Consider the following 17,648-nt stretch of genomic DNA (forward strand, 5'->3'; position numbering starts at 1 on the left):
TTATGGCAAATAGTGTTTATCAAATCAACAAAGGAATTAACCAGAGCATCGAGTTTAAAGGCTTGAAGGCGCAATATATCTGGTATTTAGGCGGTGGTGTCGTGGCGCTGCTCATTGTATTTGCCGCAATGTATATCATCGGGCTTCCTACTTACTTGTGCATCGGTGTCATTCTGACCGCAGGAACATTACTGGTTATGAAGATTTACGGCATGAGCAACAAATATGGTGAACATGGTTTGATGAAAGCCCTTGCCCGGAAGCAGGTTCCTAAGCTGATCAAGTCAAGGAGCAGAAAAATCTTTATGGGCATTAAAGACAAACAATCATGAAAAGAGAATTGCCGGTGTACAACATCGAAGGAACCGATTTTATCGTGGACGTTGCCAGTTTGCAACTCTGTGAGAAGGCAAACCCGGAGAACGTAATCCCCCTGTTTGACATGCAGGATGTTGGTGATGGATATGTATTTGATTACAGTCCTAAAGAGAAAAACATACCGAGATTGTTCAGCGATGATACGGATGTTACCACTGTAAAGATACCGGAGCTGGTACAGCTTGATCCCGTGGGGATGGCAGAGAAATACGGTTATTCCGTTCACGAGGTGCAAGGAAAAACAGATTTCGCTTTAATGGTAGATCAGCAGGTGCTTGGCAGGAGGCTCATGGGGCAATTGCCTACCGTGGACATAGCCGGTCACACTTTCTATGTAGATATAACAATGGATATGCTGCGTCCTAAAGATGATTTCGTTTCCAACGGCATCGTCTTCAAACAGATTGACCATTACTACGATGATGACAAAGAGGCTTATGTGATACCGTACAATCCAAAGAAACATGAGTTTCAGGAACTGGACTATGAAAACATCACCGCCATTCCTAAAGACCTTATTGTTATTTCCTTCCCGCACGAAATAGCATTAGACCCGGTGGGCTTCAATAGAAAAGGAGGTTGGGACGAAACAGACGGGTTGAAGCTAAAGAACATCAAATCTCATTTTGAGGCAAAGATTATTGACTGGAAGGAAACCGGCATAGAACAAACCATAAAGGAGAATATAAAAAAACAGCAGCAATCGAAACAAGGCGATCAAAGCCGGAAGACCGGCAATCGGCATCGCAAAGGGCCAAAGCTATGAGGTAACAATGCCATGAGTGCATTGAAGTGATAACAGGTAAAAAAAGTGAGATGGAAAAAGTGTTGGATGATATTTTACCAATAATGGATGTAGAGCATGACTGCATCCTGAGCAAGCAGGGCGACATGACGGTTGTATTTAAAGCCGATCTGCCGGAAATTTTTTCGCTTTCCGATCAGGAATACGAAGCCTTTCATCAGGCATGGATAAAGGCAGTCAAGCTACTGCCCAAATACAGCGTCTTCCACAAGCAGGATTGGTTTTTGGATAGCAGCCATAAGCCGGACTTTACCAGGGAAGATACCAGCTTTCTCAGCCGGGCCAGCGAGCGGTTCTTCAACGAGCGTCCCTTCCTGGCGCATAGCTGTTATATCATGCTCACCAAAAAGCCTGAAGGACGTAAAACAGCCAGCTCCATGTTTTCAAGCCTCCTGCGTAAATCCATAGTGCCGGAAGAAACTTTAAAGCCGCAATTGTTGCAGGACTTTCTGGACAGTGCGGGTCAGTTCAGGCGCATTATGGAAGACAGCGGCTTCGTGAAGCTGACCAGGCTTAGAGAAAAAGAGCTGCGGAGCCATAGCCGTAAGATGGGTTTGATAGAGCAGTATTGCTATCTGTCCGAGCGAAACGATAGTTTTCTGATGGCTGACATCAGTTTTGATGAAGGAATGCGTGTGGGTGACAAGTATTGCCAGCTATATACGCTGGGAGATGCCGCAGATCTTCCTGCACTGTGCGGTAGCCGTATCAATTACGACAAATACAGTACCGATAAAACAAAGTTCAGCGTTGGCTTTGCTTCTACGTTAGGACAACTTCTACCCTGCAATCACATCTACAATCAGTACCTCTTTATTGAAGATGCGCAAAAGACTATTCAAAAGCTGGAGAGCAAAAGATTACGCCTGCAATCCCTTTCGGCATACAGCCGGGAGAATTTGATTGCAAGGGATGCTACCAATGATTTCCTGAACGAAGCAATCAGCCAGCAACGGCTTCCGGTTAAATCGCATTTCAATGTACTGGTATGGACGGATAACAAGGAAGAACTGAAGGACCTGAAGAATATGGTGTCCTCTGCATTGGCGCAGATGGACGCAGTAGCCAAACAGGAAACCGTTGGCGCACCGCAGATATTCTGGGCGGGCATTCCTGGTAACGCGGCAGATTTTCCCATGAACGACACCTTCGACACATTTGCGGAACAGGCTACGTGTTTTCTGAATCTGGAAACCGGGTATCGTTCTTCAGTAAGCCCCGTAGGTATTCGCATGGGTGACAGGCTCACCGGAAAACCTGTTCATGTGGACATCAGCGATGAGCCTATGAAAATGGGCATCTGTACCAACAGGAATAAATTCATACTTGGCCCCAGTGGTTCGGGCAAGAGTTTTTTTACGAACCACATGGTACGCAGCTATTATGAGCAGGGCACGCATATAGTCCTGGTGGACGTAGGGCACAGCTACAAAGGATTGTGCGATATGGTGAATGGCTACTATTTCACCTATAGCGAAGACAATCCTATCCGCTTCAATCCCTTTTATATAGGCGAAGGCGACAGCCTTGATACCGAAAAAAAGGAAAGCATTAAAACCCTGCTCCTTGCATTATGGAAAAAAGATGATGAGGAATTTAAGCGCAGTGAGTATGTAGCCCTGTCCAATGCTATCGGAGGTTATTACAGCTACCTGGAAAAGAATACCAAAGTATTTCCCTGCTTCAACAGCTTCTATGCTTTTCTGCGGGACGAATACACGCAGGTGCTGGAAGGCGACCGGGTGAAAGAAAAGGATTTTGATATAGACAACTTCCTCTACGTGCTTCGCCCTTACTATGAAGGCGGCGAATTTGATTATCTCCTCAACGCTACCGAAAACCTGAATTTATTACAGGAACGGTTTATCGTATTCGAGCTGGACAACATCAAGGATCACCCGATTTTATTTCCCGTGGTAACGATCATCATCATGGAAGTCTTCATCAACAAAATGAGGAAGATGAAGGGCATCCGGAAAATGATATTGATTGAAGAGGCCTGGAAAGCTCTCATGAAAGAAGGCTTTGCCGAATACATAAAATACTTATTTAAGACCGTCAGAAAATTTTTCGGCGAAGCGATAGTGGTAACGCAGGAAGTGGAAGATATTATTTCTTCTCCGGTGGTAAAGCAGGCCATCATCAACAACAGCGATTGCAAGATACTGCTTGACCAAAGTAAATATCAGAACAAGTTCGACCAGATACAGGAATTGTTGGGACTAACAGAAAAGGAAAAGGCATTGGTGCTATCCGTTAACAAATCCAACGACCCTACTAAAAAATACAAAGAAGTATTCATCAGCCTCGGCGGTATGCTTAGCAAAGTGTACCGGACAGAAGTAAGCCTGGAGGAATACCTCGCCTATACTACTGAGCAAACAGAAAAGGTAAAACTGATGGAATATGCTGCAAAATTTGATGGCGACATCCGCAAAGGCATTGCAGCAATGGCAGAAGATATAAGAAATAAAAGCTAAACATCTACCCAATGAAACTGAATAAACTGATGTATGACCTGCGCTTAGCCATTAAAATTATCCTGCACTTCGGGAGGCAGCACCATGCTACGCTCTCTATGATAGAAGGCGTATATGTAAGACAGCCACCACACAATGAAAAGATTGCAGGCGTAGATAGCATGCTTACTATAAAGCCGCATGGCAGCTTCTACCGGGTTACCCGAACAGAATATGTCAGCAACACTCCTGAATCTGAAGAAACATGGTTGGCTACCTATGGTTGGCATTCCAACGGCCACCTGATTGAAATAGGCGGAAATCGGTATTGCGTTTTCGAGACAGTTTCAAAATCACTGTACCTCGAAGCACTGACGGAGCAGGGAAAGACAACGATTGAATTATTTATTAAAAATCTATAAGGCATGAAAAAGATATGGTTCATTACAATGTTAGCTACCATGTTACTGGTGGTAGCACCTACGCAACAAAGCCACGCAGTGGTTTGGGTTGTAGTAAAAGCTGCCGTCAAAAAAGTGATCAAGGCAATTGATTTGCAAATTCAGCGATTGCAGAATAAAACGATCTGGCTGCAAAATGCTCAAAAAACCTTAGAGAACACTTTATCCAAATTAAAACTGGATGAGATTTCAGACTGGACGGAAAAGCAGAAGGAGCAATACCGGAAATACTATGAGGAACTGGCTAAGGTCAAATCCATTATATCCTACTACCAGCGCATCCGGGATATTACAAAGAAACAATTACGCCTTGTAGATGAATACAAACGCTCATGGTCGCTCATCCGGCAGGACAGTCATTTTACAGTAGAGGAAATTTTTTACATGGAAAAAGTGTATTCCGGCATTCTTGACGAAAGCCTGAGGAACATTGACCAGATCAACCTCATTATAAAATCCTTCACCACGAAAATGAGTGATGCCAAAAGGCTGGAACTGATTAACAATGCAACCGACCAGGTAGATGCCAATTATTCGGATCTGGTGCAGTTCAACAGGCAAAATACTTTACTAAGCCTTCAACGTGCTAAAACTGAAACCGAAGTGCAGGCAGTAAAAAAATTATATGGGCTTCCTTAAATCAGTACGTATGAAAAAGATACTCTTATTTCTATTGCTGTTGGTGTCGGCAATGAGCAGCCTGCAAGCACAAACATTTGCAGAGTGGTTTAATCAAAAACAGACACAGCGTAAATACCTGCTTCAGCAGATTGCAGCTCTTCAGGTATATATCGGCTATGCTAAAAAGGGCTACAACATAGCCAAAGAAGGGTTGAACACTATCGGCGGCTTCACCAGGGGAGAATTTAACCTGCACACAGATTACCTCAATTCTTTGAAGTCCGTCAACCCGGAGATCAGGCGGTACGCAAAGGTTGCGGATATAATCGCCTTGCAGGTGAAAATTGTACAAAACTACAACCGCACTTCCGGCAGGCTTAACAGCAGCGATGCCTTTAGCAATGATGAGCTGGCCTACATCAGAAGGATCTTTGGTCGGTTGCTGGACGATTGCGATAAAAGTCTGGACGAGCTGATTATGATTACAACAGATAGCAAACTGGAAATGAAGGACGATGAGCGCATAGCAAGGATTGATAAGTTGTATCTGGACATGCAGGACAAATACACTTTCTCGCAAAGTTTTTCCAACGATGCAAAATCGCTTGCGGCATCCAGAATTAAAGAAAAAACAGATGTACAAACCAGCCGTGTATTACAGGGCATTAAAAACGAGTAACTATGAAAAAGCTGATCATAATGATATCGCTATCCTTCCTGGGCATATTGCCTGCCTTTCGTGCATCTGCGCAGGCAGATGAGATAGCGCAGTTCATACTCAATATTGAGAAGCTGGCGCAATTCAAGCAAATCCTCAGCGACATGAAGAAAGGCTACGAAATTCTTAGCGGAGGATATAACACCATTAAGAATATTTCAGAAGGCAACTTCAGCTTGCATAAGGCTTTTCTTGATGGCTTGATGGAGGTAAGCCCGGCGGTACGCAATTACCGGCGTGTGGCAGACATTACCAATTACCAGATCATCCTGGTTAAAGAATACCGGAAGGCTTATGAACGCTTCCGGCAGGACAACAATTTCAATGCAGATGAGCTGGCTTATTTGGGTCGTGTATATGATAATCTGTTTAAAGAAAGTCTGCGCAACCTCGATGAGCTGCTTACAGTAATCACGACAGGCAAAGCTCGTATGAGCGATGATGAACGCTTGCAGGCCATTGACCGGATATATGCAGACATGCAGGATAAACTGACGTTCCTGCGGCATTTCAATAACAATACTACAATACTGGCAGTGCAAAGGGCGAAGGAGCGCAACGATGCACAGACCATCCGAAAAATCTATGGGTTAAACAATTAAACAGATAAATATGGCAAAGTGTAGAAAGGCCGCCTGGCTGGCGGCAGTGGGCTTGATATTGCCTTTTATAAGCCATGCGCAGGGAATAGCCGATGAAATGAAGGGCTTGCATGGCGTGCTGGAGCAACTGTATGATGAAATGATGCCCTTGTGCAGTCAGTTAATCGGCGTAGGACAAGGATTAGCAGGCTTTGCAGCTATGTGGTATATCGCCTCCCGTGTATGGGGCCACCTGTCAAGAGCAGAGCCTATTGACTTCTATCCGCTCTTTCGTCCTTTCGTGATTGGCTTCTGCGTGTTATTTTTTCCAACAGTCGTTCTTGGGGTGATCAACGGTGTGATGAAACCTACGGTAACTGCAACCGCAGCTATGGTGGAAGGTTCCGATAAGGCTATTGCAGTTCTCTTGCAGAAAAAAGAAGAAGCCATCAAGAAAACCGATGTATGGCAAATGTATGTTGGGGAAAGTGGCAGTGGCGACAGGGATAAATGGTATAAGTACACGCACGATAACGAAGATCCTTCAGACGAAGGCTTCTTCGAGAGCATTGGTAATGACATCAAGTTTGCCATGTCCAAAGCCTCTTACAATTTCCGCAACTCTGTAAAAGAATGGATGAGCGAAGTGCTGAGGGTACTCTTTGAAGCGGCATCCTTGTGTATTGATACGCTACGAACGTTTCAGCTAATCGTGCTGGCCATCTTAGGGCCTCTGGTGTTTGGCATTGCAGTATTCGACGGTTTTCAGCATACGCTCACGGTCTGGATAGCAAGATATATCAACATCTTTTTATGGTTGCCCGTAGCAAACATCTTCGGCAGCATTATCGGCAAAATACAGGAAAAGATGCTGGAGCTGGATATATCGCAGGTACAGGATTATGGCGATACATTCTTCAGCAGAACGGATATGGCCTACCTGGTATTCATGATTATTGGCATCATTGGATACTTTACAGTCCCCTCTGTAGCTAATTATATCGTTCACGCTGGCGGCGGTGGCGCATTAGGTCATAAGGTCACCAGTTTATTCGGCAGCTCTTCCAGAACCGTGGTGAACACTGCATCTGCGGGCGCAGGCATGGCGGTGGATGCTATGGGCAGTGCAGCAAACCGTATGTCTCAAAGCATGGCAAGCAGCGGTTCATCTAATCCCTATTTCGGCGATAGCAGTAGCGGCAACTCCGGTTACATGAACGACAAATTAAAGGGCAATTCATAACAATCTAAAGGAGGATATATGTTCAAAAAGATGAAAAATATTGATACAGCATTCCGGCACATCAGGAGCTTTACGCTGGTGGTGATCATCGGCTGTGTATTGATCTGCTGTTTTGCATTGTACAAAAGTTTCAGTCTGGTATCGCAGATGCAAAGCAAAATATACATTCTTGCCAACGGCAAAGCACTGGAAGCCTACGCATCGGAACGAAAAGATAATATACCTGTTGAGGCAAAGGATCACGTCAAAACATTTCACAAGCTGTTCTTCACACTTGACCCTGACGACAAAGCCATTACTGCAAATATTACCAAAGCATTGTATCTGGCCGATGGAAGTGCGAAACGTGCTTACGATGATCTGAAAGAGAACGGCTACTACGCCGGGCTTATTTCCGGCAACGTCAATCAGACTATTGTGGTGGATAGCGTGGCAGTAGATATAAACGAATATCCCTACAAATTCCGGTGTTACGCTACACAAAGCATTGTACGCCCTACCAGCATTACAACCCGCAGCCTGGTAACCGATGGGGCGTTGCGAAATGTATCACGCAGTGACAATAACCCGCATGGCTTTCTCATCGAACGATGGAATACGATTGACAACAGGGATTTAAAAACAGTAAGCAGACGACAATAAAAACAACGGTCATGAAACTATTTCCTAAAAGAAGAGAAAGCAATACCGAAGCTAAGCCCAATGCTATTAGCAAAGGCATGGCAGCAGGCTATAAGCGTTTGCAGGGTGGTTGGGCAAACTGGATGATGAAGCGCACGGAAAAATTCTCGCGGCGCACATGGCTTGTACTGCTTGCGCTCTTTGTGCTGTCCACCAGTACCTACAGTGTTTATCTGGCAGTCAACGCTTTTACGGGCAAGAAAGGTAATTCAATCACAATAACGCCTATTAAAAAGCCGAAGCACGCTACTGAAACAGGAGAAACAAAAACAGAAGCTGCCGAGGTATCGGAGGCGGAATACAGCCGCATCAAAAAGTTCAGGGTGTATATGGATAGCCTGGCGCGAAGTCCTTCTGGAAAAGCCCTGTACGACAGCATCAATAGCCATCGTCCGGGGCTGATGGATAGTGTGAGGTTTATTGAAAATTATTATCAACAATTAAAACAAAAATAGAAATGGAAAAGCAAGTGAAAACTCCGAAAATGATCAGGCAGCGCAGGTTCTTACTGGTATTACCGCTGCTCGCATTGCCTTTTATGACCATGATATTCTGGGCGCTTGGCGGTGGCAAGATTGAAAAAGTAGAAGCGCAGGCAGCAGTAAAAAAAGGCTTCAACATTAATCTGCCGGATGCTAACCTGAAAGATGACAAGCCGATGGATAAAATGAGTTACTACGATCAGGCGCAACTGGATTCAATCAAATTTCTTGAACTGGTTAAGAATGATCCCAACTACAAGAACATTGGATTAGCAGATACGGATGAATACCTGTCAGGGAAAGAAGACACATTTCAACTACCTGCCGATGAAAGAGGGCTGAACACTTCTCTTTACGGTAGACGTGGGGGTAATGATCCCCATACGGACAAGATATATCGAAAGCTGGCAGAGCTTGACAGGGAGATGAGCAAGCCTGTACCTGCTTCTATGGAAGATGATCCTTATGATATGTATCAACGCACTCCCGGCAGAGGTAATAATAGTGCAACCGTTAATTCATCAGACGTGGACAGGCTGGAGCAAATGATGAACATGATGAATCAACCTTCTGGCGAAGATCCGGAAATGAAGCAACTGAATGGAATGCTGGATAAGATACTTGATGTGCAATATCCTGAACGTGTACAGGAAAAATTGAAGCAGACCTCCCAGGCAAACAAAGGGCAGGTATTCGCAGTATCGTCAAAAACAAAAGAAAACAACATCACATTGCTCAACGCCGACCTGCCTGCGGGTGGTTCAACAAATGGCTTCTATTCGTTCACTGGTGCAACAGCTATCGAAGATTCACAGAACGCCATACAAGCGGTCATACACGAAACGCAGACTATCGTTGATGGTTCCACCGTCAAATTGCGATTGGTAAATGATGTATTCATTAACGGGGTTCGTATTCCTAAAGACAACTTTATATATGGTATCGCTTCGCTCCGTGGTGAAAGATTAAGTATCAAGATTACCAGTGTGCGGTATAATAATTCATTGTTTCCAGTTGAATTAGCGGTGTACGATATGGACGGACTGGATGGCATATACATTCCCGGTGCAATTACCAGGGATGTTGCAAAGCAGTCCGCAGACCGGTCTATGCAAACCATCGGCTTGACTTCACTTGACCCTTCGTGGGGAGCGCAGGCTGCAAGCGCAGGTATAGAAGCTGCAAAGACTTTGTTCAGCAAAAAAGTCAAGCTGATTAAAGTAACTGTAAAAGCAGGCTACCAAGTGCTTTTACGTGACGAAAAGCAAAAACAATCCAATTAAATATTTGAATCACTTAAAAATTCCAAAAGATGAAAAAGATCAGTGCAGTAATGGTAATGGGAATTTTCCTGCTTATTACAACTTTCAAAGCGCAGGCGCAAACAAATACAGCCTGGCAAACAAAAGCAATTGAATCATATCATGTGGCAATTGCTTTCTCCAAAACAACCAACATTATCTTTCCCTATTCTATTGTCAGTGTAGATATAGGAAGCAGGGATGTGTTGGCTCAAAAAGCGAAGGGAGTAGAAAATATCTTGCAGATAAAAGCCGCAAAAGATAGCTTTCCTCAAACCAATATCAGCATCATTACTGCTGACGGAAAGCTCACATCCTTTCTGGTTGATTACGCCGAACAGCCTACTATACTCAATATTTCATTAGTGGGTCTGACAAAGCAAAACACCATCTCTATTCCTTCAGAAAGTATCAACCAGGAACAAATGGAGAATTACGCTTCAATGGCTTTTGAATCGAAGAAAAAGATACGGGGTATAAAGGATGAAACTTTCGGCATTCGTCTTAAACTGAACGGCCTGTTTATCCATGATGACATTATGCTGATGCGCTTCAATATTGCCAATGAAACAAATATCAACTATGATATTGACCAGCTCAGGCTTTACATCCGTGACCAAAAGAAAAGCAAAAGAACTGCTACGCAGGAGATAGAAATAGTACCCGTACTTGTACATAACAATACGACCCAAGTAATCGGGCAGTCAGATACTACCATCGTTTTTATTGTACCCAAATTTACTATTCCTGATAAGAAATACCTCGCAGTTCAAATGATGGAGAAGAACGGAGGCAGGCACCTGGAACTGCATATAAAGAACAAGAAAATTGTAAAGGCAGCTCCGATTAATTAAACCTGAACGCTCCATTGAAACTGTTCCATTCTATTTCAATTATTCGTTTTCACTAAAATATATGTTATGAAAATAAGGAAAGACGACTACAAGGATATTCTTGAATACCTGACTAAAAAGCGTTGGGAAGGTGAGGAATTTGTCGCCTTTCTCGATGATGTTTCTCCAGTAACTAAAGAAGATCTATTCACATTCCCCACAGAATACGATGTTAGGGAGTTCTGCTACGAAATGTCAACCGACATTGACTTTTACAACTTTCTGGCAATACGGTCGGCATATAAGACTATGCAGGAAGCTGCCGAGAACAGCAAACTAATGATTGAAAGGGAGGGCATTATTGACGTGTCCCTGATGGTAGCGGTTCGTTACGAAAGATTAGAAAGAGAACAATTAAATAACAATCAAAATTCAGAAGTTATGAATCAGAAAAATTTTGAATACCTGCGTGACCAGGTAAAGTACACCGGGTTCGGTGAAGGGTTGGAAAACGACCTGAAGCAAAAAATTCAGGAAGGAACCCCGGAGTTTAAATTGGCCTATGAAACGAAGTATGGCAACGATACTGTAAACGCCACATTGAATTTCAGCCAATCGAAGCAAAGCGATATGTATTTCTTTAATTCCTATCAGGTGAAAGTGCAAAAGGAAAATAGCTCTGAAACAATGGAGCAAACCTTCTACATCAACAAAGGCAACAACATTACCCTGAAGGAAGGCTATAACCTGATGGAAGGAAGGTCAGTGAATAAAGACCTCACCAATAAAGAAGGACAGGTGTACAACGCCTGGGTACAGATGGACTTTAAACAAAGTGATAATAACGGCAATTTCAAGCTGAAGCACTATCATGAAAACTACGGCTACGATTTGGAAGCGGTTTTATCCAAGCATCCGATCAGGGAATTAGGTAACGAGGAATACAAATCCAATCTGATGGATTCCCTTAAAAAAGGGAACCTGCAATCTGCCACGTTTCAGATCAACGGTGCGGAGCAAAAACAATACATCGAAGCTAACCCTCAATTCAAGACAATCAACATATATGATAGCAGTATGCAAAGGGTTGATAACAGACAGGCGAAAAAAGAACAGCAGTCTGAAGGTGAAAGCCAGTCAGCTAAACAAGACGGTAAAAAGGAAAGGCAGACACCTGCTGAAGATGATGGCCCTGAGATACCGAAGGCATCTAAGAAAAGGAGAAAGAACCAAAGCATCAGCTAACCACTAAGTAGCCCCGTCTATTATAAATAGTCGTGAAGTTGAAATGGTGAAAAGGAAACTATTTATAACGTAAAAACAGATTGAAAAATGAGAAGTCAAATATTAATGCTGCTAATATTTATAATAAGCCTTTCAGCATGTACGAAAGATAATGAAGCTGTAATATCAGAAGGCGAAAATAAAATTGCGCAGTTAAGATCACCACTTGGCGAAGCAGGTCCTGAAAACCCGGAAAATGCCTACGATAGCATAGGCTATTGGCATAATCAGATCGTGGCATACGTGCAGAACTGTAAGCCAGTTACAGACACACCTAATGTAGAGATGTCAACGCGATGTGTACTTCGCTTTTGCAGGGAAATGGAACGTATTGACATGCCTCTATCATTTTTCTCAACAGTAAACCAGACGGTAAGGCAAAGCAACGAAAGCATCCAAACGCTTATAGCTAATTGTCCTTATGAAGAGCCAGTAAAGGCCGCCCTGGATTCGCTGGTGCAATTGATCAAACGACTTTCGGATAGGGATAGTCCCTATCCGGTGATTAAAGCCATGATTGTGAACTTTGAGAGGAGGGTAATGAAAAATAACCTGCTCAGTCCTGAAGGTCGTGAAATTGCCCTTAAAGCGGCATCGGTAGCACGTTACTCCATTTATTATTGGATGAATACGCTCCAGCCCCCGGCTCCGGCGGCGGCCTTTAAGTTTAAAAACATAGTTAAGTGGATTGCCGCCGTCACGAGTGATATAGGCGGCGCTATCGTGAGCGGCAGTGTGGAATACGCCGCCGATTGCAGCACCTATGCCTATGATCTGGTGACGTACAGTATGCCTTAGTTGATCCTCAAAAATCAGGTTATGAATAACAGTCTTGTAAACAGAGTGGAAGCAGAGCTGAACCAATGGCGTTCAAGGGAGGAACGGTTTAGCAAGCTGTTTTCTTTCAGCCTTTCAAATAATAGGGCACTGCTAAAAGAAAAGCTGGATTACTACGACCGTATTGCTGCAAAGTATAAAGGCACGCAGGATCTGGACGAGCGGTTTGCACTCAGGGTGCTAAGGCAAGAGCGCAATCGTATTGAAAAGCAGCTTTATCCTAATCTACTGATAAGGCTGCTGCGCAGGTTATTAGTTGCACCCGTTAAGGAACAAATCGTAATAAGGCAGGATAACAGGAAAACAGAGCAAAACAGCCAGGCGTTGCACCATCAGGTGCAGCGTGCTGGCTTTCCTGACCTATCTGCAAAAATTGATGAGCAGATGAAACTTGGGCAGCAACAATTTTCCATTCCTGTTTCCTATTACCTCAATGATAAAGAAAGGTTAGATCATCAGTTATCGTTCGCTAAAGATCAATCCGGTGCATACCAGCTTGAAGGGTATAAAACAACCCTGTATAATGAATCCAAACCGGAGGAAAAACGCCAGCAATACTTTACCATGCGTAACGGTAATAATGTAAATGCCACGGAGTGCTATAATCTTTTATCCGGTCGCTGCATCCAGAGCGGTGGAACTTGGATGCAACTTGATTTTAACGACAAAGACCCAAACGGCAATTTTCGAATCAAGCAATTCCACTCAGACTACGGCTACGATCTTGAAAAGGCTTTGCAGCAGCTTCCGTTAAAGGAATTGCTCAATAAAGGTGAAGCAGATAAGCTGCAATCGGAATTAAAAAATGGAAACCGTGTGTCGGTGAGCTTTGTGAAGGATGGAAATGAACAACGCTTCTATATTGAAGCTAATCCGCAGTTTAAATCAGTAAATATTTACGATGAGCATTCCAGGAAAATAACGCTTCATACAGCATTAGGCAATAAAACAATGGATGCTATGAAAGTAACGCATAAGGCCAATGAGCAGCAGCAACAAAATCATGCAAAAAAGAACGGAATGAGATTAGGGTAATAAAAGGGGTGGGCAATGGATAGGCTGTATTATTTGTCGGATTTTTTTGAAGCCATAGGAACTGATGCCCGCATCAGCATTACTCATATAGGCATTTATGCGGCTTTGTTACAGTATCGCATACAGAATGGCTTTGCCAACCCTATCCAGGTTTTTAGTCATGAGATATTAAGCATTGCAAAATTGTCCTCTGCTATCACCTACCACAAATGCGTTAGAGAACTAAGTGAATATGGTTATATAAGGTATGAGCCGTCTTTTAATCGTATGAAGGGAAGCAAAATCTATTTTGCTGAAAGAAGCGATTAAAATAGACAAGTGATTTGGAAAGTTTTGCAAAAGCCCGCAATGGGCTTTTGTTATCTAAAAAGGAGGTGTGAGATGGAAGATGAAGTGTTGATGAGGATCACTCCAGACAAGGCGATAGAAATTTTGCGTAAAGATGGAATTGATGTCAATATCGAAGAAGCACAGATTATACTCGACTTTTTATATAGTATGGCGAACATAGTAGTTGAACAATACATAAGTATGCGGCATTGCAATGCCGAAATCGTAACTAAGACTGTAAAGTAAAAAAGCAGCTATGAAAATTGCAGACCTTTATATCAGGGTGAGTACAGACGAGCAGGCAGATAAAGGCTATTCCCAACGGGATCAGGAAGAAAGGCTGCGTAGGTATTGTAATATCAACAACATTCAAATACGCAAGGTCATTTTTGAAGACCATTCCGCAAAGACCTTCAGGCGACCTGCCTGGCAGAACCTGCTGATAGATTTGCGTAAGCAAAGGGGAAATTCAGACCTAATTCTTTTTACAAAGTGGGATAGGTTTAGCCGGAATGCCGGGGATGCTTATCAAATGATCAGCCTTCTAAGGCATCTCGGAGTAGAGCCGCAGGCAGTAGAACAGCCATTGGATTTATCTATCCCTGAAAATAAAATGATGCTGGCTTTTTACCTCGCAGCACCAGAGGTAGAGAATGACCGCAGGGCATTAAATGTATTTAATGGAATGCGCCGTGCTAAAAAGGAAGGGCGCTGGATGGGCACGGCTCCGATTGGTTATGTAAACAGAATTACTGAAGATGGCAAGAAATATATTGCGCCGAAAGATCAGGATGCTAAAATCATGAAATGGGCATTTGAAGAAATCTTTCGCAACAAACTGAACACAGAACAAATCTGGAAACAAGCCAGGGAAAGAGGATTGAAATGTAGCAAGAATAATTTTTGGGTAGCGATAAGGAACCCTATTTATTGCGGATTAATTTTCGTTCCTCAGCACAAAGATGAACAAAGCCAACTTGTACAGGGGCAACATGAACCAATTATTACCGCTTCACTATTCTTTGATGTGCAGGATGTGCTGGACGGCAGAAAGAGAAAAGCAGTAAGTAAAAAGGTAATTGCACAGGATGACATTCCATTAAGAGGTTATTTGATTTGCCCTAACTGTGGAAGGTTTTTGACCGGCAGTGCTTCAAAAGGAAGAAACAAATACTATCACTACTATCATTGCAGTTCCGAATGCGGTGTACGTTATAAAGCAGATGACGCAAACAAGTTAATGATAGAAGCCATCGGGAATGAAGTCCACAATGTTCCGCAACTTAAACTGTTTCAGGAAATTATTACAGCTACTTTCATGGATGTAAACCGTGTTGAGAAGGTAGATCAGAAACGTTTGGTGGCTCAACTGGATCAGATAAAGCACCGGCTCTCAAAGGCTCGTGAATTATTGCTGCGTGGAGAAATTGAAGGCGAAGACTATCGTACCATTAAGTCAGAAGCCAATGAAAGAATGACTGATATTGAAGTAAAGCTACAAACATCCATTTCATTTTCAGACAATATGGAATTACTATGGGATCTTCCTATTTCCAAATTGTCGCATTTAGAAGAGTTGTTTCAAAATGGAACTGTTATACAAAAAAGAAAAATCGTAAGTACACTGTTTCCCGATAACCTGACGTTCAACGGTGAAAAACTTCATCGCACAACAGTGAGTACAGCTATCAGCTTATTGACTAAAAGCAGAAAATCTCCACAGGAAATAGAGGCAAAAAGTAATGAGAACTATCAGGCTGAAAGTGTCCATCTGCACCGCAAACATGCTGTAGCCGTACTACGAAATAGGATGTAGCCGTTCTACTTAGCGTCGGGCAACTTAGCAACTATTTTTCCTTTTAACCGCTCGTTGACCAGATAAGCAAGGAAAGTGGCAAACGAAGTTATATCCTGTCCTACACTTGCCTGCTCCAATGCCTGCATATATTCAGTTCTCCTTTCCACAGGTATAACCGTCCACGGATATCCACCGGAAGCCAACATTGCATTCATCAGAAACCGTCCTATTCGTCCGTTACCATCCATGTACGGATGGATAAAAACAAAAATGAAATGACCCAATACTGCCCTGACCGATGGCTCCGGTTCTTCTTCCAATAGTTCAAACAGAACGGGCATGGCATCTCTCATAGCATCCACGTTCAGAGGAACGTGTTTGGAGTTCCCGATATATACCTGATGGTTTCGATACCCTGCAAGGTCCGCCGCTTTTAATAGCCCGGCGGTAACGCTTGGGTCGAATAGTTGCCTGTACCATTTTGAGTGATCTTTATCCACCTGCTTTCCTGAATTGGCTCCCTTCAGTATTGCTGTGATGGTTTCCTTCACCTGCAGAAAGGCTTGGTAGTAGCCTCTGGCAGCCATAGCATCCCTTTGCTTGCGATCTTCCTCATGCGCCTTACTGTTCCACTGACCGCTGCTTACTCTTTCGATAAGTTCCGGTGTCACCCGATACCGTTCTATCGAGAGGGAGTGATAGGCATCTGTTATGTAAATGTCGTCAACGTCCTTCAGGTAGGCTTGTGAATCATCGGGTATGCCGGGAGCTTTTGGAAAGCTGGAAATAATAATCTCACGCATCTGCTGCCACATGAGCCTGATGCGATTGGCGTAGGGAGAGCGTTCACGGGAGGATAGATTAAGGTTCAGTTTGGTTTCAAAAGGATCTTCTTCCCGTATATCGTAATCTGCCTGCTTAACAGTATCAACAATCTGGTCAGCTATTTTATCCCTGTTAATATTTCTAAAAGCGCCTGCCAATCTTCCCGCAAATGTGGTGTGACCGTTTTCCAAAAGGATAGGTAGTACCTCCGAAGCATCTCTTATCAACGTAAGGGCTGTGCGGGCATCTATGGCATTCCTTGTATAAATGCTCGGTGAACTGTAAACCAAAGCAGCCGGCAGATTGTACATCCTGATTCCATTGGTTACGATGGTTTGATCCGCTGGGGGAATACCAGTCCTTAAATTGAACAGAGACGTGTTATGCGGTAAGGGCGTAGGGTTATTATTTCCTTGTGGCGAACGTATCATCAACTGTTGAGGTACTGCGCTGTTTCCCGCATGGATAAGCAGCGACTGGTCTGCTGACAAGCACCAGTCATCGCCAAATTTGTGATTCAGGAACTTTACAATAAATTCCCAATAGGAACTGTACCAGGACGTGGTTTCACCTTCCTTTTCAGCAGGATCGGTAGTTATGTACCATCCCTTTGTCACCTCACGGATAAAGCCGTTTTTAAGCAGTATCTCCCTGTATTTCCTGTTGGGCATTTCATCGGTATGGATACCGACTACACCGTTATCCTGTAATTCTTTCAGGAATTTAAGCGATTCTACCAATCTTTCGCGGGGTGTGGCCATATCGAATAATTTGAATTTATGCGGTTAATAGGCTATTGTGTGCCTTTTATGTTATTAAACAGGGGCGTTCAATTCCTATTAAACCTTGTCGGTTTTCTAATATTAAACAAAGATGTAGCAAATTTAGTAAATTTTGACGTGATAATACTATTAAATATTGCTCCTTTTCATTTTTTCTTTTTATCTTTACATAGTACCACACTCAATTTTTTAGT

Annotated in this window: 17 protein-coding genes; 16 read left to right on the forward strand and 1 reads right to left on the reverse strand. The window is 43.3% G+C overall.

Annotated elements, in window-relative coordinates:
• Window positions 1–2 precede the first annotated feature (2 nt).
• The 16 genes from KTO58_RS28145 to KTO58_RS28220 all read left to right on the forward strand — a co-directional run bounded on the left by KTO58_RS28145 (window position 3) and on the right by KTO58_RS28220 (window position 15,865).
• Window positions 3–332, forward strand: a complete 330-nt coding sequence (locus tag KTO58_RS28145; protein WP_095836212.1) for a DUF4133 domain-containing protein — start codon at window positions 3–5, stop codon at window positions 330–332.
• Window positions 329–1,144: a hypothetical protein gene (locus tag KTO58_RS28150; protein ID WP_095836211.1), complete on the forward strand. Its 816-nt coding sequence runs from the start codon at window positions 329–331 to the stop codon at window positions 1,142–1,144. The genes KTO58_RS28145 and KTO58_RS28150 overlap by 4 nt, the downstream gene beginning before the upstream one ends.
• Before the next feature lie 50 nt (window positions 1,145–1,194).
• On the forward strand, window positions 1,195–3,663 hold the full coding sequence (locus KTO58_RS28155) for a TraG family conjugative transposon ATPase (protein ID WP_095836210.1): 2,469 nt from the start codon (window positions 1,195–1,197) through the stop codon (window positions 3,661–3,663).
• 11 nt (window positions 3,664–3,674) lie between these two features.
• Window positions 3,675–4,064: a hypothetical protein gene (locus KTO58_RS28160; protein ID WP_095836209.1), complete on the forward strand. Its 390-nt coding sequence runs from the start codon at window positions 3,675–3,677 to the stop codon at window positions 4,062–4,064.
• 39 nt (window positions 4,065–4,103) lie between these two features.
• On the forward strand, window positions 4,104–4,742 hold the full coding sequence (locus KTO58_RS28165; protein ID WP_225859957.1) for a conjugal transfer protein TraI: 639 nt from the start codon (window positions 4,104–4,106) through the stop codon (window positions 4,740–4,742).
• 10 nt (window positions 4,743–4,752) lie between these two features.
• Window positions 4,753–5,403, forward strand: coding sequence for a hypothetical protein (locus KTO58_RS28170; RefSeq protein ID WP_095841360.1), 651 nt, complete (start codon window positions 4,753–4,755; stop codon window positions 5,401–5,403).
• Between the two features lie 2 nt (window positions 5,404–5,405).
• Window positions 5,406–6,044 carry a TerB family tellurite resistance protein gene (locus KTO58_RS28175; protein WP_225859958.1) on the forward strand — a complete coding sequence of 213 codons (639 nt, stop codon included), beginning with the start codon at window positions 5,406–5,408 and terminating at the stop codon, window positions 6,042–6,044.
• Between the two features lie 10 nt (window positions 6,045–6,054).
• On the forward strand, window positions 6,055–7,266 hold the full coding sequence (gene traJ / locus KTO58_RS28180) for a conjugative transposon protein TraJ (RefSeq protein WP_095836206.1): 1,212 nt from the start codon (window positions 6,055–6,057) through the stop codon (window positions 7,264–7,266).
• A 30-nt stretch (window positions 7,267–7,296) separates the two neighbouring features.
• Window positions 7,297–7,908, forward strand: a complete 612-nt coding sequence (gene traK, locus KTO58_RS28185) for a conjugative transposon protein TraK (protein WP_225859959.1) — start codon at window positions 7,297–7,299, stop codon at window positions 7,906–7,908.
• Window positions 7,909–7,919: 11 nt separating this feature from the next.
• Window positions 7,920–8,402, forward strand: a complete 483-nt coding sequence (locus KTO58_RS28190) for a hypothetical protein (protein ID WP_095836204.1) — start codon at window positions 7,920–7,922, stop codon at window positions 8,400–8,402.
• A 2-nt stretch (window positions 8,403–8,404) separates the two neighbouring features.
• The gene (traM, locus tag KTO58_RS28195) at window positions 8,405–9,712 is read left to right on the forward strand and encodes a conjugative transposon protein TraM (protein ID WP_095836203.1); all 1,308 of its coding nucleotides are present in this window, start codon (window positions 8,405–8,407) and stop codon (window positions 9,710–9,712) included.
• A 29-nt stretch (window positions 9,713–9,741) separates the two neighbouring features.
• Complete coding sequence (traN, locus tag KTO58_RS28200) at window positions 9,742–10,584, forward strand: conjugative transposon protein TraN (RefSeq protein ID WP_095836202.1); 843 nt, start codon at window positions 9,742–9,744, stop codon at window positions 10,582–10,584.
• 66 nt (window positions 10,585–10,650) lie between these two features.
• The gene (locus tag KTO58_RS28205; RefSeq protein WP_225859960.1) at window positions 10,651–11,808 is read left to right on the forward strand and encodes a hypothetical protein; all 1,158 of its coding nucleotides are present in this window, start codon (window positions 10,651–10,653) and stop codon (window positions 11,806–11,808) included.
• An 87-nt stretch (window positions 11,809–11,895) separates the two neighbouring features.
• A complete protein-coding gene (locus tag KTO58_RS28210) occupies window positions 11,896–12,645 on the forward strand; it encodes a hypothetical protein (protein ID WP_095836201.1) in 750 nt (249 codons plus the stop codon).
• Between the two features lie 21 nt (window positions 12,646–12,666).
• Window positions 12,667–13,719, forward strand: coding sequence for a hypothetical protein (locus KTO58_RS28215; protein WP_157752696.1), 1,053 nt, complete (start codon window positions 12,667–12,669; stop codon window positions 13,717–13,719).
• A 586-nt stretch (window positions 13,720–14,305) separates the two neighbouring features.
• The gene (locus KTO58_RS28220) at window positions 14,306–15,865 is read left to right on the forward strand and encodes a recombinase family protein (protein WP_095836198.1); all 1,560 of its coding nucleotides are present in this window, start codon (window positions 14,306–14,308) and stop codon (window positions 15,863–15,865) included.
• A 5-nt stretch (window positions 15,866–15,870) separates the two neighbouring features.
• On the opposite strand, the gene KTO58_RS28225 is transcribed toward KTO58_RS28220, so the two are convergent.
• Window positions 15,871–17,433 (reverse strand): Fic family protein, encoded by a 1,563-nt coding sequence (locus KTO58_RS28225; protein WP_095836197.1) that lies wholly within the window; start codon window positions 17,431–17,433, stop codon window positions 15,871–15,873.
• Window positions 17,434–17,648: the final 215 nt, after the last annotated feature.

It is taken from the genome of Chitinophaga pendula, from assembly GCF_020386615.1.
GTDB lineage: Bacteria > Bacteroidota > Bacteroidia > Chitinophagales > Chitinophagaceae > Chitinophaga > Chitinophaga pendula.

Coding starts and splice junctions, on each gene's coding strand:
- KTO58_RS28145 (WP_095836212.1), top strand. CDS start 3: ATGGCAAATAGTGTTTATCAAATCAACAAAGGAATTAACCAGAGCATC.
- KTO58_RS28150 (WP_095836211.1), top strand. CDS start 329: ATGAAAAGAGAATTGCCGGTGTACAACATCGAAGGAACCGATTTTATC.
- KTO58_RS28155 (WP_095836210.1), top strand. CDS start 1,195: ATGGAAAAAGTGTTGGATGATATTTTACCAATAATGGATGTAGAGCAT.
- KTO58_RS28160 (WP_095836209.1), top strand. CDS start 3,675: ATGAAACTGAATAAACTGATGTATGACCTGCGCTTAGCCATTAAAATT.
- KTO58_RS28165 (WP_225859957.1), top strand. CDS start 4,104: ATGTTACTGGTGGTAGCACCTACGCAACAAAGCCACGCAGTGGTTTGG.
- KTO58_RS28170 (WP_095841360.1), top strand. CDS start 4,753: ATGAAAAAGATACTCTTATTTCTATTGCTGTTGGTGTCGGCAATGAGC.
- KTO58_RS28175 (WP_225859958.1), top strand. CDS start 5,406: ATGAAAAAGCTGATCATAATGATATCGCTATCCTTCCTGGGCATATTG.
- traJ (WP_095836206.1), top strand. CDS start 6,055: ATGGCAAAGTGTAGAAAGGCCGCCTGGCTGGCGGCAGTGGGCTTGATA.
- traK (WP_225859959.1), top strand. CDS start 7,297: ATGAAAAATATTGATACAGCATTCCGGCACATCAGGAGCTTTACGCTG.
- KTO58_RS28190 (WP_095836204.1), top strand. CDS start 7,920: ATGAAACTATTTCCTAAAAGAAGAGAAAGCAATACCGAAGCTAAGCCC.
- traM (WP_095836203.1), top strand. CDS start 8,405: ATGGAAAAGCAAGTGAAAACTCCGAAAATGATCAGGCAGCGCAGGTTC.
- traN (WP_095836202.1), top strand. CDS start 9,742: ATGAAAAAGATCAGTGCAGTAATGGTAATGGGAATTTTCCTGCTTATT.
- KTO58_RS28205 (WP_225859960.1), top strand. CDS start 10,651: ATGAAAATAAGGAAAGACGACTACAAGGATATTCTTGAATACCTGACT.
- KTO58_RS28210 (WP_095836201.1), top strand. CDS start 11,896: ATGAGAAGTCAAATATTAATGCTGCTAATATTTATAATAAGCCTTTCA.
- KTO58_RS28215 (WP_157752696.1), top strand. CDS start 12,667: ATGAATAACAGTCTTGTAAACAGAGTGGAAGCAGAGCTGAACCAATGG.
- KTO58_RS28220 (WP_095836198.1), top strand. CDS start 14,306: ATGAAAATTGCAGACCTTTATATCAGGGTGAGTACAGACGAGCAGGCA.
- KTO58_RS28225 (WP_095836197.1), bottom strand. CDS start 17,433: ATGGCCACACCCCGCGAAAGATTGGTAGAATCGCTTAAATTCCTGAAA.